The organism is Rhizobium sp. N731 (genome assembly GCF_001664145.1).
Classification (GTDB): domain Bacteria; phylum Pseudomonadota; class Alphaproteobacteria; order Rhizobiales; family Rhizobiaceae; genus Rhizobium; species Rhizobium esperanzae.
The window spans coordinates 3,589,260-3,615,280 of sequence record NZ_CP013601.1 but is presented as its reverse complement, the minus strand read 5'-3'; the positions used below and the strand labels follow the sequence as shown (position 1 = coordinate 3,615,280).

Below are 26,021 nucleotides of genomic sequence, written 5' to 3'. Positions count from 1 at the left end.
TGCTGCTCCTTCGAAGTAAGAATTATCCTTACTGTTGGAACAAGTCAAGAACAGATTACCCGGCCAGTGCTTGCCGCATTCGGTTGCTGCCGCGATTGTGGGCATGGCAGATGGCGATCGCCAGGGCGTCGGCGGCATCGTCGCCCTTGAATTCGACTTTCGGCATCAGGATCTTCAACATCATGTGAATCTGATGTTTTTCGCCATGGCCGACGCCGATGACGGCCTTCTTGACGGCGTTCGGCGCATATTCGGAGACGTGCAGACCGGCGCGCGCCGGCACCAGCATGGCGATGCCGCGGGCCTGGCCAAGCTTGAGGGTCGCCACCGCATCCTTGTTGACGAAGGTCTGTTCGACGGCGGCCTCATCCGGCTTGTAAGCGTGGACGACCTCCGCCAGGCCGTCATGCAGCTGGCAGAGGCGGGAGGCGAGATCCATGTCTCCGTCGGAGGTCACGGTTCCCGAGGCTACAAACCGCAGGGAATTGCCCAGCGTGTCGATGATTCCCCAGCCGGTGCGGCGAAGTCCTGGATCGATGCCGACGATGCGAATCGTATTTTGCATGGTTTAACCTATAGCGACTGCGAAATAACTGCCATCGATATGTGAACAAAACAAAAACCTTCTCGAATAAGCCGCTCCATTTACCGCGAATTAAAACAGATGCTTGAATTCTAGTGTCAAATACGAAGGGGATCTCGTGTCGCAAAGAGATAAGCCCCCGAGGTTCTGTTTGAAGATCGGTCGATCAGGCTCATGCCGCCTGCCCGCGCCGGCAGACGCGTTCAGAAGGGGTTCGTCGTACATGGCTCAGAGATTTCAATCCCTGTCCTTCAAGGTCATTGCCACATTCATCCTGATGACCGTGCTGTCGATCGCGGTGATCGACGTGCTCGCCTATTTCGCCAGCAGCCGCATCTCAGACGAGCAGGCGCTGAAGGCCAAGGAGAGCGTGCTGATCTTCCGCGGCGACATGCTGCAGGACCAGCTGGCGCAGCTCGAGAACCAGGCCAATTCCATTGCCCGCATCGAGGCGCTGCAGATGTCGATCACCAGCCTGAAGAGCGGCTGGAAGACCATCGAGAAGACCTCCGGCGATGCCCGCGCCGAGCTGAAGAAAGTCTTCATCACGGCCAATCCCAACCCGGCCGATCAGCGCGAGAAGCTGATGAAGCCTGAAGCGCCGAGCGGCTTTTATTATTCGAACCATGAAAAGACGCAGGGCGAAGTCGCCCGCGACCTCGAAGACACTGCTTTCAGCGATCTCTTGATCGCCGATCTCGATGGTTCCGTTCTCTATTCCTACAAGAAGGAAGACGACTTCGCCGAGAATCTGAAGTCGGACGCCTGGAAGACGACCGGCGCTGGCATCGCCTTCGCCAAGGCGATCGAGAATACCGCCAAGGCGACCGATGATGCCGCACCGACAGGCTTTTCCGGGCTCCGCGTCGATGCGGCCAGCGGCAGGTCGGCGATCTTCTATGCCGTGCCGATCGTCAAGCTCGGCGCGGCCAAGGGCATCATCCTGTTCAAGGTGCGTGACGACATCGTCGCCAGCATCCTGGCAAAGGGGATTGTTCAGGGCAGCACCGCGCGGGCGGCGATCGTCTCTGCCGATGGTTCAGCGATCGGTCTCGATGCGAGCGGCAAACTTGCGACGCTCGATGCCGCTCCCTTCACCTTCATCAAGGACGCGCTTGCCAGTTCGGCGATGACGGTGGCCGATTTCAACAGGACGGACGGCTCAGCGCGCGCCTATGTCCGCGGCATCGATTATCGCGGCGACCGCTTCCTCGTGGTCGAAAGCGTGCTGCTCAGCGAACTCAATGCCGGCTCGCTGGAGATCGCCACTTTGCTGACGATGATCGGCATCGGCGTGCTCGTCGTCATGGCGATCGCCACCGGCCTCGTCACCAATTTTCTGTTCTCGCCGCTTGCGCGGCTTGCCGGCGTCACGCGCGATGTCGCCGATGGCAAGCTCAACACCGAGATCGGCAGCCTGAGCCGAAAAGATGAGATCGGCACGATGGCCAACGCGCTTGCCCGCTTCCGGCAGTCGCTGATCGAAGGCCGCGAACTGGAAGCCGCCAGCGAAGAGACACGCCTACAGGCCGAGCAGGACCGCCAGCAGAACCTTGCCGAGCGCGAGGCAGAGGCGAAGACGCTGCAGCAGGTGGTGGAGGCGATCGATGAGGGCCTGCATCATCTGGCGAACGGGGATCTCGCCTATCAGATCGATCGGCGCTTCCCGAACGAGCTCGAAAGCCTGCGCATCAATTTCAACGAAGCGCTCGCGACGCTGAGCGAAACCATGACGGCCATCGGCGGCAACTCGATGGCGGTGCGGGCCAGCTCCGAGGAGATGCGTACCGGCGCCGACGAGCTTGCCGGGCGCACCGAGCGCCAGGCCGGCTCGATCACCGAGACGGCGAATGCAATCAGCGCCATCACCCAGTCCGTCCGCCGGCAGATCGAGCGGGCCGAACAGGCCGAGCGGATCGCCCGCGACGCCAAAAAGGAGACGACCGGCTCCGGCCAGATCATGCGTGAGACGATCGCGGCCATGGAGGCGATCCAGACCTCCTCACGCCAGATCAACACGATCATCTCCGTCATCGACGACATCGCCTTCCAGACCAACCTTCTGGCGCTCAATGCCGGTGTCGAGGCGGCGCGCGCCGGTGAATCGGGCAAGGGCTTTGCCGTCGTCGCCATGGAAGTCCGGGAGCTCGCCCAACGCTCGTCGAGTGCGGCCAAGGAAATTTCCAGCCTGCTGCAGAAGTCGACGCATGAGGTCGAAAGCGGCGTCGCGCTCGTCGAAAAAGCGGGCGTTGCGTTGACGGGCATCGGCGCCCATGTCGAGGCGATCAATGGGCAGATCAACGAGATCATGGAATCGACCCGCGAGGAGGCCACTACGCTGCGCGAGATCAACAACGCCGTGGCCGAACTCGACGCGATGACGCAGCAGAACGCCTCAATGGTCGAGGAGACGACGGCGGCGATCCACCGGCTGGCGACGGAAGCTTTGGAAATGGACCGCCAGCTCGGCAATTTCACGCTGCCGCAGGGGCATTACCCGCCGAGCGCCGAGTTGCATGTATTGCGCCGTCACCGGTGAGGCGTCGCTTGCGATATTCGACAAGGGCCGCCGTCGCGCGGCCCTTTTGTTTGCCTGCACGGTTTGGAATGGGGGGGCGCCAACCTACATAGACGGCATCGTTCAACTGCCCGGCAGGTTTCCATGGTTCCCTTTTCCATACTCGACCTTTCTCCCGTTGCCGAAGTCAGCACCGTGCGCCAGTCGCTCGAAAGCTCGGCGCGAATGGCTCAGAAGGCTGAAGAATTCGGCTACAAGCGTTTCTGGCTTGCCGAGCATCACGGCATGCCTGGCATCGCCAGTGCGGCGACCGCCGTTGTCATCGGGCATGTCGGGGCCGCAACAAAACGCATCCGCATCGGTTCCGGCGGTATCATGCTGCCCAACCATTCGCCGCTCGTCATCGCCGAACAGTTCGGCACGCTGGAGGCGCTCTTTCCCGGCCGTATCGATCTTGGGCTCGGGCGGGCGCCGGGAACGGATATGCGCACGGCACAGGCGCTGCGGCGCAACCTCGAGGCCGGCGCGAACAGTTTCCCGAACGACGTAGTGGAATTGCAGCAGCTTCTCGGCACTCCGGTCGAGAATCAGGGGATCCTTGCGGTCCCCGGCAATGGTTCGCATATCCCGATCTGGCTGCTCGGCTCCAGCCTCTACAGCGCCCAGCTTGCGGCGATGCTCGGGCTTCCCTATGCCTTCGCCTCGCATTTTGCCCCTGATATGCTGCTCGACGCCATCGCGATCTACCGCGACCGCTTCCAGCCCTCGGCAACGCTCGACAAGCCCTATGTGATGGTCGGCGTCATGGGCGCGATGGCGGCGACGGACGAGGAGGCGCGCTATCATTTCACCTCCGCCGAGCAGCAGTTCGTCAACTTGCGCCGCAATGTCCGCGGTCCGTTCCCACGTCCGGTGACGGATATGGAGGCGTTCTGGTCGCCGATGGAGAAGATGAACGTCGAACACACGCTGCGTTATGCTGTTGTGGGATCACCGGAGACGGCAGAGGCAAAACTGACGGCGTTTCTCAAGGAAACGCAGGCCGACGAGGTGATCATCTCCATGCCGATCCATGATATCGAGGCGCGGCTGAGATCGGTGGAACTATTCGCGGGCCTGGGAAACTTCATGCGCGTGCCCGCGTAGGGGTTCGCAACGCGCGGCTCGGCACAAAAAACCCGGCGTCGCGGCCGGGTTTTTCATGAAACATCATTTTGAAGTCAGGCCGAGAGCTTGGCCAGCACTTCTTCCGAGACCTCGAAGTTAGAATAGACGTTCTGCACGTCGTCATCATCTTCCAGGCTGTCGATGAGCTTCATCAGCGACTGGGCTTTTTCTTCGTCCACCGGCACATTGTTCTGGGCACGCCAGACGGCCTTGACGGTTTCGGCTTCGCCGAGCCCGGATTCCAGTGCTTTCGAGACTTCGCCGAGGGCTTCGAAGGCGCAGGTGATGTAGTGGCCCTCTTCGTCGGTCTCTACGTCGTCGGCGCCGGCTTCGATCGCGGCCTCCATGACCTTGTCGGCGTCGCCTGCGGAAAGCTTGTAGGTGATTTCGCCGACATGGTCGAAGGAGAAGGACACGGAGCCGGTCTCGCCGAGAGCGCCGCCGGCCTTGGTGAAGATCGAGCGGACGTTGGAGGCGGTGCGGTTGCGGTTATCGGTCAGGGCCTCGACGATGATCGCCGTGCCGCCCGGACCATAGCCCTCGTAGCGGACTTCGTCGTAGTTTTCGCCATCGGCGCCGGCTGCCTTCTTGATGGCGCGGTCGATATTGTCCTTCGGCATGGACTGGGCCTTGGCGTTCTGGATCGCCAGGCGAAGACGGGCATTCATCGTCGGGTCGGGCAGGCCGGCCTTGGCGGCAACGGTGATTTCGCGCGCAAGCTTGGAGAACATTTTCGACCGCACGGCATCCTGACGGCCTTTGCGATGCATGATGTTTTTAAACTGTGAATGGCCAGCCATGGCACCCCTGTTCACGTCTCATTGTTCGGAATGGGGCGCCTTATAAGAGCGAAACCGCACCTGTTCAAGGGAAAAGCAGTTCGGAACAAAGGCGAGGGGATGACGTTTCAACCGAACTCCATTCAATGGAAAGGAACGGTCATGGCAAGTCTCAGCGAGGCGCGGGAGCAACCAGCACGTCAGCTTTGGGATCAGGTCAACGGTGTTCATGCCGGCATGCTCGGTATTTCCGGGCTTGATATGCACATGCAGCCGATGGCGCCGCATGCCGACCCGACCACCAACACGATCTGGTTTTACACCAAGACCGACGCCGACATCGTTCGCGCCATCAAGCCCGGCAGCCGCGCGCATTTCTGCGTGATCGGCAAGGATCACGACTATCACGCCTGCCTGTCCGGCGTGATCGAGGTGCGTAACGACCCTTCCAAGATCGAGGAATATTGGAGTTCGATGGTTGCGGCCTGGTATGACGGCGGCAAGAAAGACCCGAAACTCACCATGCTTTCGCTGCATGTCGATGACGCCGAGATCTGGGTTTCGACAGGCAGCACGCTGAAATTCGGCTGGGAGATCGCCAAGGCCAATCTCGACGACGACAAAATGCCCGACGTCGGCGTCAAACGCCACCTGCAGTTTGCCTGACTGCGCAAGGCTTGAAGGAACCCGCCGGAACTTCTTACTGCACGCCTTTCATGACGTAGATCAGCGGCTTCTTCGGCAGCGTGCGCATGGAGACGGTGATGCTGTCATCGGGCGCATAAGCGACATCGAAGTCCTTGCCGAACATAGCGACGAAAGCACTGACCGGCGGGCCGCGGCGGTGCATCGGCAGGATCAGTGACGAGCGCAGCCGCTTGATGACACGGCTCATGCTGTCGGCGCCCATGGTCAGGCCGCCGTCGACCGGCACCATGACGACGTCGAGGCGGCCGATCTCGGTATAATGGGTATCCGTCAACTCGTAATGCAGATGGCCGAGATGGCCGATGCAAAGGCCGGCAATTTCGAAGACGAAAATCGAGTTTCCATTCTGCTGCGAGCCGCCGAGGCCATTGCTGAAGCGGATATCCGTGGCGATGTTGCGGATATGGGCGTCGCCGACCACAAGATCGATCTTCGCGGCCTCGCCGGGAACATCGCTCCAGCCATGCAGCACATGCTTAATGCCCGGTTCAGGCGTCAAGGTGAAATGGGTTGTATGAGCCTTGTTCATCGTTACGACGTCTGGAAGCGCTGCCGGCCGGTACCAGCCGTTATAGTCGGTCGCGATGATGATGCCGGCAGGTGTTTCGATCTCGAAAGTGGAGTGGCCGAGGAAGGTGAATTTGACGTCCTCGCCCTCGGAGACGGCAGGCGCGACCGGCTGGGCGCCGGAATAGCTGGCAAAGGTCGCCTTGGGGAGGGTCTGCGCGATCGCCTGACACTGGCTGACGGGCGCTCGCTGTTGCTGCGCCCTTGCTGCAGGGCCCGACACGGTAAAGGCGGCAAGGCATGCGATCGCGAGAACAAGACGTTGCGGCTTCATGCCACCCCTCCGGCGCTTTCACGAGAAGGCGGGAGAATGCGGCAAGAGGACGCAGCGGTCCAGACCGGGGATGCTCACAATCGTGTGTGGGGTCTGTGTCGAGGCAGGCCTTACCGCCAGAACTCCGGCACGGTCTCAGCCAGGCGCGGCCCGAGCCGGAGCGGCGCGATCTTTTCGGCCAGTCCCGTCGCGTCGGAAATCTCGACGCCGACGCCGCAGATCGTCGCCGGGCCGCTCGCCGCTTCCATGCGGCCCTTCGGCATCTTGGAGATGAAGCGGTTGAGCGGCTCCTCCTTGTCCATGCCGAGCGAGGAATCGTAATCGCCGCACATGCCGGCATCCGACATATAGGCCGTGCCGCCGTTCAGGATCTGGGCATCGGCAGTCGGCACATGGGTATGGGTGCCGACGACGAAGCTGGCGCGGCCGTCGACGAAATGGCCGAAGCATTGCTTCTCGCTGGTCGCTTCCGCGTGGAAATCGAAGATGATCGCATCGGCCTGCTCTTTCAGCGGGCAGGCGTCGAGGATCGCTTCGGCCGATTTGAAGGGATCGTCGAGCTCCGGATGCATGAAAACGCGGCCCATGACGTTGGCGACGAGCACGCGCGCGCCGTTCCGGGCATAGAAGAGGCCGGAGCCGCGGCCGGGCGTGCCTTGGGGATAGTTGGCCGGCCGCAGAAACTGATCGTGGCGCCCCGCAAAGGCGACCGCTTCCTTCTGGTCCCAGACGTGATTGCCGGTGGTCACCACATCGGCGCCGGCATTGATCGTTTCCAGAAAGATGTCCTCGGTGATGCCGAAACCGCCGGCGGCATTCTCGCCATTGACGACGACGAAATCGAGCCGGAGGTCGGAGATCAGGCCGGGGAGGCGGTCCCAGACCGCCGTGCGTCCCGTCTTGCCCACCATGTCACCCAAAAAAAGCAGCCGCATTCCCTATCCAATCCAAGAGGCAAAAAAGCGCAGGCCGCTTTCTGTCAGGATGGCATCCAGGCTTATGTCATGCGGCTCGTCGGGCACATGTGCCACTTCCTGGCAGTCGAATGCAATGCCGATCAGCTTGGGATGCAGGCCTTTCTCTCTGAGTCGGCTGATGGCGCGGTCGTAGTAGCCGGCGCCGTAGCCGATGCGATGGCCTCTGACATCGAAGGCCGAAAGCGGCACCAGCATGATCTCGGGGTCGAGGATAACGGCGTGCTCGGCGGGACCGACAGTACCGAAACCGGTCGCGATAAGCGGTGCGTCTTCCGCCAGCTCACGAAAGACGATGGTCTGCTTGTCGAGGATCGCCGGAACGCAGAGCCGCGCGCCGCGTGCTGCAAAGCGCGCCATCAGCGGCCTGAGATCGGCCTCCGACCGGATCGGCAGGAAGCCGGAGATGATGGTGCCTGGCTCGAAGGCGACCGCCTCGCCGGCGTGATCGGCCATTGCGAGGCTTTTGGAGGTGCGCTCTTCAGGAGCAATGGCGTCGCGGGCGGACAGCCGTTCGTTGCGTAACTGCGCTTTCAGTTCTTTTGCGGTCATTCGATCTGCCGGATTGAGAGGTTCGGCCGAGCATAACCGGCCGGAGACCCGATGCAAATGCCGGCTGCGACAGGGCTGCGCCCGTTTCACGTCGTATCGGTCTACGGTTGCCGATCGTCGGACGAGGATGCCTATCGATCCTGCGCGGATTCGTGTCGCGGCGACACCGGCAGCGCGGCGGCCAGCCGCCGCATCGTTTCCTCGAACAGAGGAGCTCCACCTGGCAGCCAGCCGAGCGCACGGATTTTGGCCGTGTTCATCGGATTGAGGGCAGCCTTGTCGGCGGTGGGCGGCAAGGCGTGAGGACAGCTCGTTTCACGGCGAATAGGCGCGAGAATGCCCTGCGTATCGACTGTTATGTCCGATATGTTGAAGACCTCGCCGGAAACGCGGGTGCTTTCCGTCTCCAGCATCAGCCGCACCGCGCGGCCGAGGTCGCGGCCATGAACCTCCGTCCCGGCGCGAGCAGCGACAGGCCGGCCGGCGAGATAGTCGGCGATGAGATCATCCCATTTGCCCGGCGTGAGATCGCCATAGACACCGGTCGCCCTCAGGCTTACGCCGGCAAAACCCGGCGCCGAGAGATGGGTAAGCGCACCTTCCGCGTCGAGTTTGATCTGGCCGTAGAGCGTCTCCGGCTTCGGCGGCATCGTTTCGACAAGCTCGGTTCCCGGCGGGTGGTCGCCATAGGCAGCGCGGCTGGACAGGAAGACGCAACGGCGCGTGCCGGCGCGTTTGGCCGCTTCGAAAAGCCGGACCGTGCCGTCGAGGTTCAATCTGTGGAAGCTCTTGGGATCGTCGCCCTCGCCGCCGCGATATTTGCCGGAAACATGGCTGAAGGCGGCGTGGACGAAGAAATAGGCGTCGTCGAAGACGTCGATCGGATCCTTTTCGGGATCGAGGGAGAGTGCTGCGAACTCGACCGGGCGTGAGAAGAAGCGGGGTAGCGGCGCTCGGCGCCCACCGACAATCACCTGATAGCCGGCGGCGAGCAGCTCCTCGACGACGTACCGGCCGACGAGACCCGTTCCCCCGGATACCAATACTTTCATGCCGTCCCTTCCGGATTTTTCAGCGCCGTGATCTCGGGCATATCGCCGCTCTCGTGTAAACGGTGCCATAGATCGATCAAGGGTTGTAGCTGTTTTGCCTTAGGATGATCCTTTTCCCACGGTTTTTCATATTGGTAGTGCACGATCGAAATGCTCTTCCAGTCCCAAAGCTCCGGCATGGTGAACCATACATATTGCAGCATGTTGAAATAGACTGGTAGGCCGTGCCATTCCGGGAAGAACGCTTCGAGAAAGGTCTGGTCTGTGCGTCGCCAGAAGGCATCCGGCCCGTCGAGGCGTTCGAGCATTTTTCGGAATGTGTCATGCGAGGGCTTGGCGACGAAGACGCCGGAGTTCATCCGGTGAAAATCGGCGAGGCTTTCGTAGACGTTGGGAGCGGCGGAAAACTCCGGATAGAGGAAGAGCTTGTCGATGTTCTTCAGCACGAGGGCGTCGGCATCGATGAAGACGCAGCGCTCGTATTCGACGAGCTGCCAGAGCCTGAGCTTGCAGAAATTGTCGAGCGGCGAATGGAACTCCGGCTTGCGGCCTTTGGTGAATGGGGCGGCGGAATGGAGATGGCCGCGGGCGTGGCGCTCGTTGAAGGCATCGGAGAGCGGCAGGTGCTCGACCTGGATCAGGCGGCAGTCGAGGGTCTTGAGCGGGGCGAGAGCGGCTGCGTCGACGCCGCCGGTGTGGAGGACGACGACGTCGGCGCTGGTGCCGGTGCGGCGCAGAGACCGGGCGAGGGCGGTGGCGCCCATCGCGTAGTCAGCGTTGGTGATGAGGGTGACGTAGGCGAAGGCGGGCGAGCGGTTCATCGGGTTCGACTGCCTCGATATGTCTTGCTCCGGCGGAGGAGAGACGGCAAGGCGTTGCTGCATGCCTCTTTTCCCCAGCGGGGAGAAGGTGCCGGCAGGCGGATGAGGGGGTGAGCGCCGACAGGAGCGAATGCGCTGAGCGCGAGCGAAGGGCAATGAAGGGCGTGCCGTGTGGCCCCCTCATCCGACCCTCCGGGCCACCTTCTCCCCGCTGGTGAGGAGAGGGAGCAAGCCGCGGCCTTTCTAGCCTTCGTCATCGCTCAGCACTCATGACACCGACTTCAGCCGCTTGCCTTCCGGATCGGGGTTGATCATCGCGGCAATGTCCTTGGTCCAGGCTGAGACGGCCGGCACGCGGGAGCGGTCGACGCGATAGGCGAATTTCTTCGCCACGTCGACGATCTCGCCCAGCAGGCCGGCTTCCAGCGTGGTCGGTTCGAGGCCAAGGTCGAGAAACTTTTCGTGCCGGACGATCAGCTCGTTTTCGGCGGCCTCCTTGCGCGGGTTGGGCAGCCAGGCGATCTTGGCGCCGCTCATCCTGGCGATCATCTCGGCCAGGTCGCGCACCCGGTAGGTTTCCGTCATTTGATTGAAGATCTCGACGCGAGCGCCGCGGGCGGGCGGGTTGTTTAGCGCCAGCTCGATACAGCGCACTGAATCCTGGATGTGGATGAAGGCGCGGGTCTGGCCGCCGGTGCCATGCACAGTCAGCGGATAACCGATTGCTGCCTGAATGAGGAAACGGTTCAGCACAGTGCCGTAATCGCCGTCATAATCGAAACGGTTGATCAGCTGCGCGTGGCGGCGTGTCTGTTCGGTATGCGTGCCCCATACGATGCCCTGATGCAGGTCGGTGATCCTCAGGCCGTCATTCTTTGCGTAGAACTGGAAGAGCAACTGATCCAGGCACTTGGTCATGTGGTAGATCGAGCCCGGATTGGAGGGGTAGAGTATCTCCTGGCTGACCGTTTCGCCGTCCGCAGTCTCGATGCCGACCGGCAGATAACCTTCGGGAATAGCAGCTCCGACCGTCGAATAGCCATAGACGCCCATGGTGCCGAGATGGATCAGATGGGCGTCGAGGTTCAGCTCCGTCAGCGCGTTCAGCAGGTTGTGCGTGGCGCTGACATTGTTGTTGACTGTGTAGTTCTTGTGGCGGTCGCTCTTCATCGAATAGGGCGCGGCGCGCTGTTCGGCGAAATGGATGATGGCATCCGGCCGGTGTTCCGAAAGCCATTTCTTCAGAAGCTCGTAATCCCTAGCGAGATCGATCAGATTGAAGTGGATCCGGCGTCCTGTTTCGGCATGCCAGATGCGCGTGCGCTCCTGGATCGAATCCATCGGTGTCAGCGACTGAACGCCAAGTTCGGTGTCGATCCAGCGGCGCGAGAGATTGTCGAGGATATGGATGTCATGACCGGCATCGGAGAGATGCAGCGACGTTGGCCAACCAATGAAACCGTCTCCGCCCATAACCGCAATCTTCATCGCATCGTCTCCTGATCGGTCGCTCATTATCGGGAATAGTTAGGAATTATGACAATCATTCAATGCCTGGCGGCGGCGCATTCAATGCTTGCCTGCCGGGCATTCAATGCTTGCCTGTCGCGAAGCGTTGCGCCAAAGAGGGCACCGCAGTTTGGAGAAAATTATGACGGAACGCCCTTTTTCCATTTCGGGAGAGCTGACGGAGGCCGGACATCGCCTCGTCCAGCGGGTCTATTATGAGGACACGGATTTCTCCGGCCTGGTCTATCACGCCCGCTACCTGCATTTCCTCGAGCGCGGCCGTACCGACTATCTGCGCTGCCTTGGTGTCGAACAGCGCGAGCTCGTCAGCGCCGACGAGGAAGGCCTCGTCTTCGTCGTCCACCGCATGGAGATCGACTTCAAGAGCCCGGCGCGCATGGATGACGTGCTGACGATCCTGACGCACACGGAAAAAGCCGGTGGCGCCAAAATGGTGCTCAACCAGCAGATCCGCTCGGGCGAAACGCTGCTGATCGCGGCCAAGGTGATCATCGCCGTCATCAACGCCAAGGGACGGCCGCGGCGGCTGCCGGAAACGCTTGCGGCAAAATTCCTGGAAGGCAGCACGCCGCTATAGCGTCGAATCGGCTGAAATTCGGCTTGTAAAAACTTGACCTTTCTGTGAAGGAATTCCTGCGCCGCAGGATGAGCGCTCTTCGGCCGCCGGATAATGCTCCGGTCAAGTAATCCAGGAATAAAATCTCCCGAATACAGGCTTGCTGTCATAGTCCGGCACTAACGATCTATTAACCATAATAGTGTCTTACTGGGAAAGTCGGAGTTTGTGCGGTGCACGCCTTCCTTTGACCAAATTTGACGGCAAGAAGGCGGAAGAAGAGCTTGGAAGCTTGACCAGGGCTTTGGGCGGCGGTCGCCGGACACTTCTTGCGAGATCATTTTGTGCCGCCCGGTCCAGCACCGGGCGTTTGGATTCGGGGATTTTGGATCAATGGAACAAGTAGGATTGGCAGCAGCCACGACGGACGTCAGCCTCTGGTCGCTTTTCATGCAGGCCGGCATCGTCGTCAAGCTCGTCATGCTCGGGCTCATCGCAGCCTCTGTGTGGACCTGGGCGATCGTCATCGACAAATACCTGGCCTATGGCCGCGCACGGCGCCAGTTCGACAAGTTCGAACAGGTATTCTGGTCGGGCCAGTCGCTGGAAGAACTCTATCGTTCCCTGTCGGAGCGCAACAACACCGGCCTGGCGTCGATCTTTGTTGCCGCCATGCGCGAGTGGAAGAAATCCTTCGAACGCGGCGCCCGCTCGCCGATCGGCCTGCAGATGCGTATCGACCGCGCCATGGACGTGACGCTCGCCCGTGAAACCGAATATCTCGGCGCCCGTCTCGGGTCGCTGGCAACGATCGGTTCGGCCGGTCCGTTCATCGGCCTGTTCGGTACCGTCGTCGGCATCATGACCTCGTTCCAGGCGATTGCCGGTTCGAAGTCGACCAATCTCGCGGTCGTCGCCCCCGGTATCGCCGAAGCGCTGCTTGCCACCGCGATCGGCCTTGTCGCCGCTATCCCGGCGGTTATCGCCTATAACAAGTTCTCCGCCGATGCCGGCAAGCTCTCGGCGCGCATGGAAGGCTTCGCGGACGAGTTCTCCGCCATACTTTCGCGCCAGATCGACGAGAAGCTGCAGCCGCGCGCTGCTGCTCAGTAACCAACGGAGTATACTGACATGGGTATGGCTGTTGGAGGCAATGGCGGCGGGGGCGGCGGACGCCGCCGTCGCGGCGGTCGGAACAAGGCCGTCATTTCCGAAATCAACGTGACGCCGCTCGTCGACGTCATGCTGGTGCTCTTGATCATCTTCATGGTCGCTGCACCGATGATGACGGTCGGCGTGCCGATCGACCTGCCGGAAACGCAGGCCAAGGCGCTGAATTCCGAGACGCAGCCGATCACCATCTCCGTCAAGAATGACGGCGAGGTTTTCCTGCAGGAAACGCCGATCCCGGCGGCCGAGATCGCCGCCAAGCTCGAGGCGATCGCCACTACCGGCTATAACGAACGTATCTTTGTGCGCGGCGACGCGACAGCGCCCTACGGCGTCATCGCCGACGTCATGGCGCGCATCCAGGGCGCCGGCTTCAAGAATATCGGCCTGGTGACGCAGCAGAAGAAGGACCAATAGCGTTCAAGATGAAGACCAGCGTCGTCACATCTGCTGTTCTGCACTGCCTGGTGCTGACCTGGGCGATGGTATCGCTCAGCGCTCCGGAATCCTTCAAGGTGGAGGATTTCGAGGCGATGCCGGTCGATCTCGTGCCGGTGGAATCCATTACCCAGCTGCAGCAGGGCGACAAGAAGGCTCCGAAGAAGGAGACCTCCGCGCCGGTGCCGACGACGCGGCCGCCGATCGCGCAGCCGGCCGAAAATGCCGGCGACAACAATGTCGACCTGAAGACGCCGCCGGTGCCGAACGCCAAGCCCAGCAACAGCGAGGCCGCCGCCGCCAATTCCAGCGAAAAGCCGCTGCCGCAGGTCGATCCCAAGCCGAACGACGTCAAGGAAGTCAACAAGGAAGAGACCGAGGCCGAGCAGCCGAAGGAAGTTGCTTCGATTCCGCCGCCGAAGCCGGTCGAAGTGACACCGCCGAAGCCTGAGGAAAAACCGCCGGAAGAACAAGCCAAGCCTGAGGAACCGCCGAAGCCGGATGCGGAAGCATTGCCGGACAAGGTGCCGACACCGGTCGTCAAGCCGCAGGTAAAGCCGCCGGAACCGCAGAAGCCTGCCGAAAAGCCGCCGGAAAAGACTCCAGATCAGCCGAAGGCTGCGGAAGCGCCGACGGACAAGAAGAAGGCTGACAAGAAGCAGGAAGTGGCGAAATCGGCTTCTTCGATGAAGAGCGACTTCAATGCGGACGAGATTTCGGCCCTGCTGAACAAGACCGATCCTTCCGCCGGCGGCGCCAAGCGCTCGACGCAGGAAGCATCGCTGGGGGCTAAGAAGAGTAACGGCGGCTCGAAACTCAGTCAGAGCGAAGAAGATGCAATGCGCAGCCTGATCGAGGGTAATTGGCTGATCACTCCGGGGATGGAAGGCCTTTCCGGCATGGTCATCAAGGTGCACATGAAGCTCGACAGGGACGGCAACATTATCGGCCAGCCCGAAGTTGAGTCGTCGGGCGGCAGCAGCAGCGATTCCACACGCCGTGCGTTGGAAAGCGGGGCCTATAGAGCTGTTATGAAATCCGCGCCCTTCACGACGCTTCCGAAGGACAAGTACGACGCCTGGAACGAGTTCGATCTCAACTTCGATCCTAGCAGCATGGGAATCTAGATGCTGATGGATCTGTCCTATGGCAAGAAATCGGTGACGGCTGTCGTGATGCTCAGTGCGATTCTGACCTGTGCGCTTGATGCGTCAGCACAATCGACTGGAATAGCGATTTCCGACAAACCGGCCGCAGAGTTGCACCAGGCGGTCGCCTCTCATTTCAATGCTCCTCCAGAGCTGTGGGGACCAGGCAAAGTCGTAATCGAGATCCACCTAAGGCTTGACGACACGGGCGAAATCGTCGGTTCGCCTGAGGTGACGGCTGCAGGCGGTAGCGCAGCCACTCGGAAAAGCCTGTCGGCCGCGGCTCTTCGCGCGGTGTTGCGTTCGTCCCCGTTCACCATGCTTCCGAAAGAAAAATACGAGTCCTGGAGGGAAGTCGTCCTGCGCTTCGAATCCGGCGATGCGACTCCATAGATGCTGAAAGGCTGTTTGGTATGATGAAGTGTTCCTTTTTCCGCGCTATTTTGGTTGCAGTCGGTCTGATGACCGCTGCCGTCTTCGCGACGCCGGCCAATGCGCTGGTCACGCTCGACATCCGAAAGGGCAACGTCCAGCCGATGCCGATTGCAGTGACCGACTTCCTGCAGGGCGACATGGGCGCGCAGGTCTCGCAGGTCATCGCCGCCGATCTGCAGCGTTCCGGTCTGTTTGCGCCGATCAACAAGAGCGCTTTCATCGAGAAGATTTCCAACCCGGACGCTTCGCCGCGTTTCGAAGATTGGAAGGTGATCAATGCGCAGGCGCTGGTCACCGGCCGCGTGACGCAGGAGGCAGACGGGCGCCTTCGCGCCGAATTCCGCCTCTGGGATCCGTTCGCCGGCCAGCAGATGACCGGCCAGCAATTCTATACGCAGCCGGAGAACTGGCGGCGTGTCGCCCACATCATCGCCGATGCGATCTATAAGCAGATCACTGGCGAAGAGGGCTATTTCGACACCCGTGTCGTCTTCGTCTCCGAATCCGGTACCAAGCAGCAGCGTAAGCGGCAGCTGGCGATCATGGACCAGGACGGCTTCAACGTGCGGACGCTGACCGACGGCAGCGACCTCGTGCTGACGCCGCGCTTCTCGCCGAGCCGGCAGGAAGTCACCTACATGTCCTTCGCCAACCAGCAGCCGCGCGTCTATCTGCTGCAGCTCGAAACGGGGCAGCGCGAAGTCGTCGGCAACTTCCCCGGCATGACCTTCTCGCCGCGTTTCTCGCCGGATGGCCAGAAGGTGATCATGAGCCTTCAGCAGGAAGGCAATTCCAACATTTACACCATGGACCTGCGCTCGCGCACGACGACACGGCTGACTTCGACGGCGGCGATCGACACCTCGCCCTCCTATTCGCCGGATGGTGCGCGCGTCAGCTTCGAAAGCGACCGAGGCGGCAAGCCGCAGATCTATGTGATGAACGCCGACGGCTCCGGCCAGACCCGCATTTCCTTCGGCGACGGCTCTTATTCGACGCCGGTCTGGTCGCCACGCGGCGATCTCATTGCCTTCACCAAACAGTCCGGCGGCAAGTTCTCGATCGGCGTAATGAAGCCGGATGGCTCGGGTGAGCGCATCCTGACGTCCGGCTTCCACAATGAAGGCCCGACCTGGGCGCCGAACGGCCGTGTGCTTATGTTCTTCCGCCAAGCGGCAGGCGCGGGTGGCCCGCAACTCTATTCGATTGATCTGACCGGTTATAACGAGCAGCTTGTGAAGACGCCGAGCTATGCTTCCGACCCGGCCTGGTCGCCGCTGCTGGAGTAGCGAGTGCATCAATGCCTTCATGTCGCCTCAAAGTCGTGGAAACCGGGCGATACGGGACAAATCAGTAAATTGTTAACCATAATCTTTGAGGGGCGGTTAACCGAGTGCGGTTACTGTCCGGAAACCCTGATGAACTCGCAAGGAGACCGGCCATGAGCCGAATTCATACCCCGGCACTGAGCCGCATGCAGAATTTCGCCCGCAACCCCGTCATGATCGCGCTCGTCGCCGGTCTCGCGCTTGCGGGTTGCGCCAACAAGAAGAACGGCGGCATGCCGAACAGCGCCGGCGACATGGGTCTCGGCGCAGGCGCCGCGACGCCGGGCTCGACCCAGGACTTCACGGTCAATGTCGGTGACCGCATCTTCTTCGACACCGACTCCACGTCAATCCGCGCCGATGCCGCTCAGACGCTCGACCGTCAAGCACAGTGGCTCGGTCGTTACCCGAACTATCAGATCACCGTTGAAGGCCATGCCGACGAACGCGGCACCCGCGAATACAACCTCGCACTCGGCGCCCGTCGCGCTGCTGCCACCAAGGACTACCTCGCTTCCCGCGGCGTTCCAGCGCAGCGCATGAAGACGATTTCCTACGGCAAGGAACGTCCGGTCGCTGTCTGCGACGATATTTCCTGCTGGTCGCAGAACCGCCGCGCGGTCACCGTGCTCGGCGGCGCCGGCATGTAATTTCCAGTTATAATTGGTTTTATAGAGGCGGTCCCATCAGGGGCCGCCTTTTCTTTTTGACCACACTTTGGCCAGACTCCGTTGCTTTTTGACAGCAATTGGAAAAATCTCCTGTTCGTGCCTCAAGGCGCGAAGAATCACTGGGACAGGACGATACATATGAAGAAACTTGTCGTGGCAGGCATGCTGTGCCTGGCGGCTATGACCGGCAGTGAACGAGCGGCTTATTCGGCCTCGTTCTTCGGGCTGCATCTCGGCGGCCGATCCGCGGAGCAGCAGCCGGCCCCTCCCGTCGTCAAGGTGCAGAGCGGGGATGCGGAAATCCGCGTGCAGCAGCTCGAAGACCAGATGCGGCAGCTGAACGGTCGGATCGAGGAGATGAGCTACCAACTCCTGCAGATGCAGGAGACGATCCGCAAGCAGCAGGAAGACAATGAATTCCGCTTTCAGCAGCTCGAAAAAACCGGTGCCGGCGGCGGTGGCGCCAAGGCTCCCGTCAAGAAGAGCGAGACAGATGCCGCTCCTGCCGCGTCCGGCAGCGACGACGTCGCCAGAGTGATTCAAGCACCGCAGGGGGCCGAAACGGCTCCCTCCACCGATGTGCCTGATAATACCGGCCTCGGTCAGCCGCCGAAGCAGCTCGGCTCGATCGACTTCGACCAGAATGGCAACGCGATCGGCGGTACCGTCGACGAAAAAGCCACCATCGGTTCCGGCCCGATTCCCAATGCCAACAGCGGCACGCCACAGCAGACGGCCTCGCTTGGGAGCGAGTCGGACCAGTACAAGTCAGCCTACGGCCATGTGCTGTCAGGCGATTACGGCACGGCCGAGCAGGAATTCAACCAGTACATCGCCCGTTACCCGAGCAGTGCGCGGGCGGCGGACGCCAATTTCTGGCTCGGCGAAGCGCTCTATTCGCAGGGCAAATACAACGAGGCGGCCAAGACTTTCCTCAACGCACATCAGAAGTACAGCGGCTCGGAAAAAGCGCCGGAAATGCTGCTGAAGCTTGGCATGTCGCTTGCGGCCCTCGACAATAAGGAGACGGCCTGCGCGACCCTGCGCGAAGTCTCGAAGCGTTACCCGAAGGCGTCACGCGCCGTGATAAGCAAGGTTGCGAGCGAACAGAAACGCCTCGCCTGCTGAGGTCTTCCGGAATGTCTCCGGAAGCCGCATCGCCTCGAGAGGCTGTCCTTCAGTTTCTCGCATCGCTCCGAAGTCCTGCGCGTATTCTCGTCGCGGTCTCGGGCGGCAGCGATTCCAGCGGCCTGCTTCTCCTCCTCGATGAAGCCGTGAAGGCCGCGCCCCATCTTGAAATTTCCCTTTGTGCTGCGACCGTTGACCACGCGCTGCGCGCCGGCTCCGCAGACGAGGCGCGAGAGGTCGCAGCCTTCTGTGCATCCCTCGGCATTCCCCATATGATTGCTAGATGGCAGGGCGAAAAGCCGAAAACCGGCATCATGGCCGCTGCCCGCGAGGCCCGTTACAGCCTTCTGGCCGAGGCAGCGGAAGCGCTCGGCGCCAGTCTCATTGCCACCGGTCATACGGTGGACGACCAGCGCGAAACGCTGCTGATGCGCGGGATGCGAACAGAGCAGTTGTCGAGCGGTATCGCCGACGCGGTGCTCTTCGACCGGCGCTTGTGGGTCCTGCGGCCGCTTCTTTTTGCCACGCGGGCGGAAATCCGCGCTTTCCTGCGGGCGCGGGGCGTGCGGTGGATCGACGATCCGAGCAATGAGGATACCAAGTACGAGCGTGTGCGGATGCGCCGGCAGCTATCTGCCGATCCTGCGGCGGAGACTGATATTCGCGCAGCCTGGGAAGAGCGGCTCACTCTGTCGTCTCGCGCCGCCGAATGGCTGGATCGTCATTTCCAGCTTCACGGCGGCGTGCTTGGGCAGGTGATGCCCGAGGGGTTGCGGCAGGACCGTGCGGTCCTCGGTTATACGCTCGGCCGTCTGACGGCGGTGTTCGGCGGGCAGCCGTTCGTGCCGGGCAGGGTGCAGATGGACCGTATTCTCGCATTCGCCTCCGGCAGCGGGCCGGGACGGATGACCGCCGGCAGGGTAGTGTTCGATCTCAGGCGCGACGGGCTTTATCTGGGACGGGAGAACCGGGGGATAATGCCGCTGGTATTGCGGCCGGGGGAGGCTGGAGTTTGGGATGGGAGGTTCCGTGTTGAAAACCGGTTAGGAACGACCATGAGGGTGGAAGCTCAGGCCACGCGCTCCTCCCTCATTCCTGTGCCCGTCACAGGAATCCAGCCACCGCGCGTCGGCGCGGTGAATGGCTCATCGATGCGTAACGAGTCTTCTGCGCCCAAGGACTTGGGCGCACTGGATTCCTGTGACGAGCACAGGAATGAGGGAGGGTGGGGCAAGCATCTTCCCAAGGCGGCATGGAAACGCGCAATCGCCTCGGCGCCTGCCTTATCCTCAGATGGAGCCTATTTATCCCCGGAATCCGCTTCAATGGTTGAACTGACGCCCTATTTCGCGCCCTTCGACCGCTTTTTGACACGATTTGATTTCATCTTTGCCGATAGGCTTTCGGCGGTTTTCGCGATGGCGCCCTATGCGGGGCTGCCTTTAAGAAGTATTGACGGAAAAACCATCTGACTTGGGGGATTGCCTTGGCAATAGCGCGGCGCAACCCTATGTTAGAACCTAATAAGACGGTCGCCATGAGGCGGCTGTTGCAGTGCTGGGGAGTTCAATGAACCCTAACTTACGTAATTTCGCATTGTGGGCGATCATCGCGCTTCTGCTGATCGCCCTTTTCAGCATGTTTCAGACGGCGCCGGCGCAGACGGGCTCCCGCGATATTCCTTATTCGCAGTTTCTGCGTGAGGTTGATGCGGGCCGTGTGAAGGAAGTCGTGGTCACGGGCAACCGTGTCTCCGGAAGCTATGTCGAAAATGGCTCCACCTTCCAGACCTATTCGCCTGTCATCGACGACAGCCTGCTCGATCGCCTGCAGCAGAAGAATGTGCTGGTTTCCGCCCGTCCCGAAACGGATGGTTCTTCGGGTTTTTTGAGCTATCTTGGCACGCTGTTGCCGATGCTTCTCATTCTCGGCGTCTGGCTGTTTTTCATGCGGCAGATGCAGGGCGGCTCCCGCGGCGCGATGGGTTTCGGCAAGTCCAAAGCCAAGCTGCTGACGGAAGCGCATGGCCGCGTGACCTTTGAAGACGTCGCCGGCGTCGACGAGGCCAAGCAGGATCTCGAGGAAATCGTCGAATTCCTGCGTGATCCGCAGAAGTTCCAGCGTCTCGGCGGCAAGATCCCGCGCGGTGTGCTGCTGGTTGGCCCTCCGGGCACCGGTAAGACGCTGCTCGCCCGCTCGGTCGCCGGCGAAGCCAACGTGCCCTTCTTCACCATTTCCGGTTCCGACTTCGTCGAAATGTTCGTCGGCGTCGGCGCAAGCCGCGTACGTGACATGTTCGAGCAGGCGAAGAAGAATGCGCCCTGCATCATCTTCATCGACGAAATCGATGCCGTCGGCCGTCATCGCGGCGCCGGTCTCGGCGGCGGCAATGACGAACGCGAGCAGACGCTGAACCAGTTGCTCGTTGAAATGGATGGCTTCGAGGCGAATGAAGGCGTGATCCTGATCGCCGCCACCAACCGCCCTGACGTTCTCGATCCCGCACTGCTGCGTCCCGGCCGTTTCGACCGCCAGGTCGTGGTGCCGAACCCGGATATCGTCGGCCGCGAGCGCATCCTCAAAGTGCATGCCCGCAACGTTCCGCTGGCGCCGAATGTCGACCTCAAGGTTCTCGCTCGCGGCACGCCCGGTTTCTCCGGCGCCGACCTCATGAACCTCGTCAACGAAGCCGCTCTCATGGCTGCCCGCCGCAACAAGCGCGTCGTCACCATGCAGGAGTTCGAGGACGCCAAGGACAAGATCATGATGGGCGCCGAGCGCCGTTCCTCGGCAATGACCGAAGCGGAAAAGAAGCTCACCGCTTATCACGAGGCCGGCCACGCCATCACGGCGCTCAACGTCGCCGTCGCCGATCCGCTGCACAAGGCGACGATCATTCCGCGCGGCCGTGCGCTCGGCATGGTCATGCAGCTTCCCGAGGGCGACCGCTACTCGATGAGCTACAAGTGGATGGTTTCACGCCTCTGCATCATGATGGGCGGCCGTGTCGCCGAAGAACTCACCTTCGGCAAGGAGAACATCACTTCGGGCGCGTCTTCCGATATCGAGCAGGCCACCAAGCTTGCCCGCGCCATGGTCACGCAATGGGGCTTTTCCGATCAGCTCGGTCAGGTCGCTTATGGCGAGAACCAACAGGAAGTCTTCCTCGGTCACTCGGTTTCGCAATCGAAGAATGTTTCGGAAGCCACCGCGCAGAAGATCGACAATGAAGTGCGACGCCTGATCGACGAAGCCTATACCCAGGCCCGCACGATCCTGACGGAAAAGCACGACGAATTCGTCGCCCTTGCCGAAGGTCTGCTTGAATACGAGACCTTGACCGGTGATGAGATCAAGGCGCTGATCCGCGGTGAGAAGCCCTCCCGCGATCTCGGCGACGATTCGCCGCCGAGTCGTGGATCGGCCGTTCCGAAGGCCGGCGTGCGGCCTGCCACCAAGGGTGATGAGCCCGAAGCCGGTCTCGAACCGCAGCCGCATTGAGCTGCGAGACGATCTCGAAAACAGGCCGGATTTCCGCTATGGGAGATCCGGCCTTTTTCATTGGTAACGGGATATAATCATTTTTCTCGCTAATTTACGTGCCGATTGCCGCAATTTGTGGCATTCCGCTGAAGAGAAGCAAGCATGAATCACGCTCCTGGACTGACGACAATCCACTGAAGCCGGATTTGCTTGGAACGATGCGCTGCCTTGAATGGCGCGCCAAAGCGCAGGAGTGCAGATGAAAAGACGCTATTTCGGTACGGACGGTATTCGCGGTCAATCCAACGTCTTTCCGATGACGCCGGATCTTGCCATGCGGGTCGGCATCGCCGCCGGCACGATCTTCCGCCGGGGCAACCACCGTCATCGCGTCGTGATCGGCAAGGATACCCGACTTTCCGGCTATATGCTTGAGAACGCCATGGTGGCAGGCTTCACGGCTGCGGGTCTCGACGCCTTCATTCTCGGCCCGATCCCGACGCCTGCCGTCGCCATGCTGACGCGTTCGCTGCGCTGCGATATCGGCGTGATGATCTCCGCTTCGCACAATCCTTATGAAGATAACGGCATCAAGCTTTTCGGTCCCGACGGCTACAAGCTGTCGGACGACATCGAGGCCGAGATCGAGGACCTGCTCGAAAAGGACCTGAACGCGCAGCTTGCCAAGTCGGACGATATCGGCCGTGCCAAGCGCGTCGACGGCGTGCATGACCGTTATATCGAACATGCCAAGCGTACGCTGCCGCGCGACGTGACGCTGCAGGGACTGAGGGTCGCGATCGATTGCGCCAACGGTGCTGCCTACAAGGTGGCGCCCGCCGTGCTCTGGGAGCTCGGCGCCGATGTCGTTACCATCGGCAACGAACCGAACGGCACCAATATCAATCTCAATTGCGGTTCCACCAGCCCCGTCGCATTGCAGAAGAAAGTCGACGAGGTTCGCGCCGATATCGGCATCGCGCTCGACGGCGACGCGGACCGCGTCATCATTATCGACGAGAACGGTTCGATCGTCGACGGCGACCAGCTGATGGCCGTCATCGCCGAGAGCTGGGCCGAGAGCCAACAGCTGCGCGGCAACGGCATCGTCGCCACTGTCATGTCCAATCTCGGGCTCGAGCGTTTCCTCGACGAACGCGGCATGGCGCTTGCCCGCACAAAGGTCGGCGACCGCTATGTTGTCGAGCATATGCGCCAGCACAATTACAATGTCGGCGGCGAGCAATCGGGACACATCGTGCTTTCGGATTACGGAACGACGGGCGACGGTCTGGTCGCGGCGCTGCAGATCCTCGCCGCGGTCAAGCGCACCGGCCGCACCGTCAGCGAAGTCTGCCGCCGCTTCGAGCCGGTGCCGCAGCTCCTGCGCAATGTCCGCATCAGCGGCGGCAAGCCGCTGGAGGATATTCAGGTACAGAAGGCGATCGCCGATGCCGAAGCCGAGCTCGCCAGAAACGGCCGCCTCGTCATCCGGCCTTCCGGCACCGAGCCGTTGATCCGCGTCATGGCCGAGGGCGACGACCGCGCCCAGATCGAGCGCATCGTCAACGAGCTGATCGGCACGATCTCGAATGTCCGGACCGCTGCCTGACCCTGCGAGAACAAACAATCAAAAGGCCGGTGCGTGAGCGCCGGCTTTTTTTACTGCGCACATCGGTGGTGTCTATCTCCCCTCAAACCATTTCACGAGGCGGTCGATCTTCTGTTTCATGCGACTGAGATGCTTGAAATCAAAGTAAACAAGCGTGGTTAAGCAGCTTTTAACGTTTCCAATTCATTATCCATGCAAAGCGTATCAGATTGGCAGCGACTGAGCTGCCGACGCAACGGGATTTTGGAGTGAAATCCATGAAAAGAAGCTTGTCTGGCATCTTCGCCGCATTCTTGATAGCGACAAATGCCTATTCTGCGGATCTCGCCCCTGCCGAGCCCATTCCGGAGCAGCCGCCGGAGGTGACCGTCAGCGAAGCGACCGGCTGGTATCTGCGCGGCGATGTCGGTTATGCCTTCACAGACCTGCGCGGCGCGCGTTATTTCCAGGGCAGCAATGCCACGGAGGTCGATTTCGACGACGCCGATCTCGATGACGCATGGACGGTTGGCGGCGGTGTCGGTTACCAGATCAACAGCTATCTGCGCACCGATCTGACCTTCGACTATCTCACCCAGGCGGATTTCAAGGGCTCGACATCCGGGCAGTGCGGCTTCCCGCTGGTGGATTGCACCTCGCGCGATCGCTCTTCGCTGACCGCCTATACGCTGCTGGCCAACGCCTATGTCGATCTCGGCACCTACGGCTATGTGACGCCGTATGTCGGCGCCGGTATCGGCGGTTCCTACGTCAAATGGAAAAACCTGCGCAACGTCGCCTGCGCCGATGACGGCAGCTTCTGCGACGATGAGGTCACCCATGGCGGCAGGGGCAACTGGCGCTTCACCTATGCACTTATGGCCGGCGCCTCGATCGACGTGACCTGCAACATCAAGGCCGACGTCGGCTACCGTTACCTGCATATCGACGGCGGCAACATGTTCGGCTATGCCGAAAACGGCGGCCCGGGCCGCGACAGGGGCCTCAGCGCACATGAAGCCCGCGTCGGCGCCCGCTACCTCTTCGGTGGCTGCGCCCAGCCGGTCGCCTACGAGCCGGCGCCGGAAATCCCGCTGCAGCAGCCGGTCTACAAGTAGGGCCGGTCAACCATCGCGTCAGAAAGCCGCCCTCGTTCCTGGCGGCTTTTTCATTTTCGCCACCTTGCCTGCGTCAAAATATCTACAGCTTGCGACACTTCGATCTTGACTATGACGCTTCCGATCCATACACACGGCGGCGGGACACCCTTCCCCAACGAAGGGCTTTCTATCTGAGAGGATAGCATCATGGCGAAGACCGCAAAGCCGGACATCCGTCCGCACAATACTCATTTTTCTTCTGGCCCCTGCTCGAAGCGCCCCGGTTGGTCGCTCGAGGCCCTTTCCGACGCGGCCCTCGGCCGTTCGCACCGCGCGAAGGTCGGCAAGGCCAAGCTCAAGCAGGCCATCGACCTTACCCGTGAAATTCTCGAAGTGCCGGCGGACTACCGCATCGGCATCGTGCCGGCTTCCGACACCGGCGCCGTCGAAATGGCGCTCTGGTCCCTGCTCGGCGAACGCGGTGTCGACATGCTCGCCTGGGAAAGCTTCGGCGCCGGCTGGGTCACCGATGTGGTCAAGCAGTTGAAGCTCAAGGATGTGCGCAAGCTCGAAGCGGGTTACGGCGAGCTTCCCGATCTTTCCGCCGTCGATTTCGATCGTGACGTCGTCTTCACCTGGAACGGCACGACCTCGGGCGTGCGCGTGCCGAATGCCGATTTCATTCCTGCCGACCGCAAGGGTCTGACGATCTGCGACGCCACCTCGGCCGCTTTTGCGCAGGAACTCGATTTCGCCAAGCTTGATGTCGTCACCTTCTCCTGGCAGAAGGTGCTGGGCGGCGAGGGTGCCCACGGCGTCATCATTCTCTCGCCGCGCGCCGTCGAGCGTCTTACCACCTACGCGCCGGCGTGGCCGCTGCCGAAGATCTTCCGCATGACCTCGGGCGGCAAGCTGACGGAAGGCATCTTCCAGGGCGAGACGATCAACACGCCGTCGATGCTCTGCGTCGAGGACTATATCGATGCGCTGCTCTGGGCCAAGGAGCTCGGCGGTCTCCAGACGCTGATCGCGCGTGCCGATGCCAATGCCAAGGTCATCCACGATTTCGTCGCGGCAAACGACTGGATCGCCAATCTCGCCGTCAAGGCGGAAACGGCCTCCAACACCTCCGTCTGCCTGAAGATCGTCGACAAGGACATCACGGCTCTCGATGGCGACGGCCAGGCGAATTTCGCCAAGGGCCTGGTCGGCCTCCTGGAAAAGGAAGGTGTCGCCTATGACATCGGCCATTACCGCGACGCGCCGTCGGGCCTGCGAATCTGGGCCGGCGCCACGATCGAGGCATCCGACATGCAGAAGCTGATGCCTTGGCTTTCCTGGGCTTTCGAAACGCAGAAGGCGCAGCTCGCTCAGGCGGCCGCTTAACGTGATCGCATCCGGCTCCGCCACGTCCGGCGGAGCCCAGCATTCCATTTTCATTCATCGCT

24 protein-coding genes are annotated in these 26,021 nt (G+C 61.3%); 16 read left to right on the top strand and 8 right to left on the bottom strand.

All coding sequences use genetic code 11. The annotated features are described in order from the left end of the window. Nucleotides 1-55: 55 nt before the first annotated feature. Nucleotides 56-565 (bottom strand): crossover junction endodeoxyribonuclease RuvC, encoded by a 510-nt coding sequence (ruvC, locus tag AMK02_RS17610; RefSeq protein ID WP_004669780.1) that lies wholly within the window; start codon nt 563-565, stop codon nt 56-58. 241 nt (nt 566-806) lie between these two features. On the opposite strand from ruvC, the gene AMK02_RS17605 reads away from it, so the two are divergent. Both AMK02_RS17605 and AMK02_RS17600 read left to right on the top strand, forming a co-directional pair. After that, a complete protein-coding gene (locus AMK02_RS17605; RefSeq protein ID WP_064804796.1) occupies nt 807-3,122 on the top strand; it encodes a methyl-accepting chemotaxis protein in 2,316 nt (771 codons plus the stop codon). Nucleotides 3,123-3,245: 123 nt separating this feature from the next. Then, nucleotides 3,246-4,247, top strand: coding sequence for an LLM class flavin-dependent oxidoreductase (locus AMK02_RS17600; RefSeq protein WP_064804794.1), 1,002 nt, complete (start codon nt 3,246-3,248; stop codon nt 4,245-4,247). A 74-nt stretch (nt 4,248-4,321) separates the two neighbouring features. Here AMK02_RS17600 and AMK02_RS17595 read toward each other — a convergent pair whose 3' ends face one another. Beyond that, nucleotides 4,322-5,068, bottom strand: a complete 747-nt coding sequence (locus tag AMK02_RS17595) for a YebC/PmpR family DNA-binding transcriptional regulator (protein WP_064804793.1) — start codon at nt 5,066-5,068, stop codon at nt 4,322-4,324. A 141-nt stretch (nt 5,069-5,209) separates the two neighbouring features. Between AMK02_RS17595 and AMK02_RS17590 the strand changes: the two genes are divergently transcribed. Next, nucleotides 5,210-5,713: a pyridoxamine 5'-phosphate oxidase family protein gene (locus AMK02_RS17590; protein ID WP_042118987.1), complete on the top strand. Its 504-nt coding sequence runs from the start codon at nt 5,210-5,212 to the stop codon at nt 5,711-5,713. Between the two features lie 34 nt (nt 5,714-5,747). Here AMK02_RS17590 and AMK02_RS17585 read toward each other — a convergent pair whose 3' ends face one another. From AMK02_RS17585 to AMK02_RS17560, 6 genes are all read right to left on the bottom strand, one after another. Next, on the bottom strand, nt 5,748-6,596 hold the full coding sequence (locus AMK02_RS17585; RefSeq protein ID WP_064804792.1) for an MBL fold metallo-hydrolase: 849 nt from the start codon (nt 6,594-6,596) through the stop codon (nt 5,748-5,750). A 110-nt stretch (nt 6,597-6,706) separates the two neighbouring features. Continuing rightward, nucleotides 6,707-7,531, bottom strand: coding sequence for a TIGR00282 family metallophosphoesterase (locus AMK02_RS17580; RefSeq protein WP_064804791.1), 825 nt, complete (start codon nt 7,529-7,531; stop codon nt 6,707-6,709). A 3-nt stretch (nt 7,532-7,534) separates the two neighbouring features. Further along, nucleotides 7,535-8,122, bottom strand: a complete 588-nt coding sequence (locus AMK02_RS17575) for a 5-formyltetrahydrofolate cyclo-ligase (protein WP_064804790.1) — start codon at nt 8,120-8,122, stop codon at nt 7,535-7,537. 131 nt (nt 8,123-8,253) lie between these two features. Beyond that, nucleotides 8,254-9,174, bottom strand: coding sequence for an NAD-dependent epimerase/dehydratase family protein (locus tag AMK02_RS17570; protein ID WP_064804788.1), 921 nt, complete (start codon nt 9,172-9,174; stop codon nt 8,254-8,256). Beyond that, nucleotides 9,171-9,995, bottom strand: a complete 825-nt coding sequence (locus AMK02_RS17565) for a glycosyltransferase (RefSeq protein ID WP_064806315.1) — start codon at nt 9,993-9,995, stop codon at nt 9,171-9,173. Before AMK02_RS17565 ends, AMK02_RS17570 begins: the two co-directional genes overlap by 4 nt. Nucleotides 9,996-10,262: 267 nt before the next feature. Continuing rightward, nucleotides 10,263-11,483 (bottom strand): NAD-dependent epimerase/dehydratase family protein, encoded by a 1,221-nt coding sequence (locus tag AMK02_RS17560; RefSeq protein ID WP_064804786.1) that lies wholly within the window; start codon nt 11,481-11,483, stop codon nt 10,263-10,265. Nucleotides 11,484-11,646: 163 nt separating this feature from the next. Here AMK02_RS17560 and ybgC point away from each other — a divergent pair, with 163 nt between their 5' ends. The 13 genes from ybgC (at nt 11,647) to AMK02_RS17495 (ending at nt 25,959) form a co-directional block, all read left to right on the top strand. After that, entirely contained in the window at nt 11,647-12,102 is a 456-nt protein-coding gene (gene ybgC, locus AMK02_RS17555; protein WP_004671619.1) for a tol-pal system-associated acyl-CoA thioesterase, read from the top strand. A gap of 372 nt (nt 12,103-12,474) precedes the next feature. Beyond that, nucleotides 12,475-13,194: a protein TolQ gene (tolQ, locus tag AMK02_RS17550; RefSeq protein ID WP_004671617.1), complete on the top strand. Its 720-nt coding sequence runs from the start codon at nt 12,475-12,477 to the stop codon at nt 13,192-13,194. Between the two features lie 18 nt (nt 13,195-13,212). After that, nucleotides 13,213-13,668 carry a protein TolR gene (tolR, locus tag AMK02_RS17545; protein ID WP_003566333.1) on the top strand — a complete coding sequence of 152 codons (456 nt, stop codon included), beginning with the start codon at nt 13,213-13,215 and terminating at the stop codon, nt 13,666-13,668. An 8-nt stretch (nt 13,669-13,676) separates the two neighbouring features. Then, on the top strand, nt 13,677-14,816 hold the full coding sequence (locus AMK02_RS17540; protein WP_064804785.1) for a hypothetical protein: 1,140 nt from the start codon (nt 13,677-13,679) through the stop codon (nt 14,814-14,816). Further along, nucleotides 14,817-15,230, top strand: a complete 414-nt coding sequence (locus tag AMK02_RS17535) for a hypothetical protein (protein WP_064804783.1) — start codon at nt 14,817-14,819, stop codon at nt 15,228-15,230. It begins immediately after the preceding gene. Nucleotides 15,231-15,250: 20 nt separating this feature from the next. After that, nucleotides 15,251-16,561: a Tol-Pal system beta propeller repeat protein TolB gene (gene tolB, locus AMK02_RS17530; RefSeq protein ID WP_064804781.1), complete on the top strand. Its 1,311-nt coding sequence runs from the start codon at nt 15,251-15,253 to the stop codon at nt 16,559-16,561. A 152-nt stretch (nt 16,562-16,713) separates the two neighbouring features. Further along, entirely contained in the window at nt 16,714-17,250 is a 537-nt protein-coding gene (gene pal / locus AMK02_RS17525) for a peptidoglycan-associated lipoprotein Pal (protein WP_064804779.1), read from the top strand. A 159-nt stretch (nt 17,251-17,409) separates the two neighbouring features. After that, nucleotides 17,410-18,399, top strand: coding sequence for a tol-pal system protein YbgF (gene ybgF / locus AMK02_RS17520; RefSeq protein WP_064804777.1), 990 nt, complete (start codon nt 17,410-17,412; stop codon nt 18,397-18,399). Nucleotides 18,400-18,410: 11 nt separating this feature from the next. Next, complete coding sequence (tilS, locus tag AMK02_RS17515) at nt 18,411-19,871, top strand: tRNA lysidine(34) synthetase TilS (protein WP_064804775.1); 1,461 nt, start codon at nt 18,411-18,413, stop codon at nt 19,869-19,871. Between the two features lie 97 nt (nt 19,872-19,968). Further along, the gene (gene ftsH / locus AMK02_RS17510) at nt 19,969-21,900 is read left to right on the top strand and encodes an ATP-dependent zinc metalloprotease FtsH (RefSeq protein WP_064804766.1); all 1,932 of its coding nucleotides are present in this window, start codon (nt 19,969-19,971) and stop codon (nt 21,898-21,900) included. Nucleotides 21,901-22,141: 241 nt separating this feature from the next. Beyond that, a complete protein-coding gene (gene glmM / locus AMK02_RS17505; RefSeq protein ID WP_011426682.1) occupies nt 22,142-23,494 on the top strand; it encodes a phosphoglucosamine mutase in 1,353 nt (450 codons plus the stop codon). Nucleotides 23,495-23,751: 257 nt separating this feature from the next. Beyond that, on the top strand, nt 23,752-24,591 hold the full coding sequence (locus AMK02_RS17500; RefSeq protein WP_064804764.1) for an outer membrane protein: 840 nt from the start codon (nt 23,752-23,754) through the stop codon (nt 24,589-24,591). A gap of 189 nt (nt 24,592-24,780) precedes the next feature. Continuing rightward, nucleotides 24,781-25,959, top strand: a complete 1,179-nt coding sequence (locus AMK02_RS17495; RefSeq protein ID WP_064804762.1) for a phosphoserine transaminase — start codon at nt 24,781-24,783, stop codon at nt 25,957-25,959. Nucleotides 25,960-26,021: the final 62 nt, after the last annotated feature.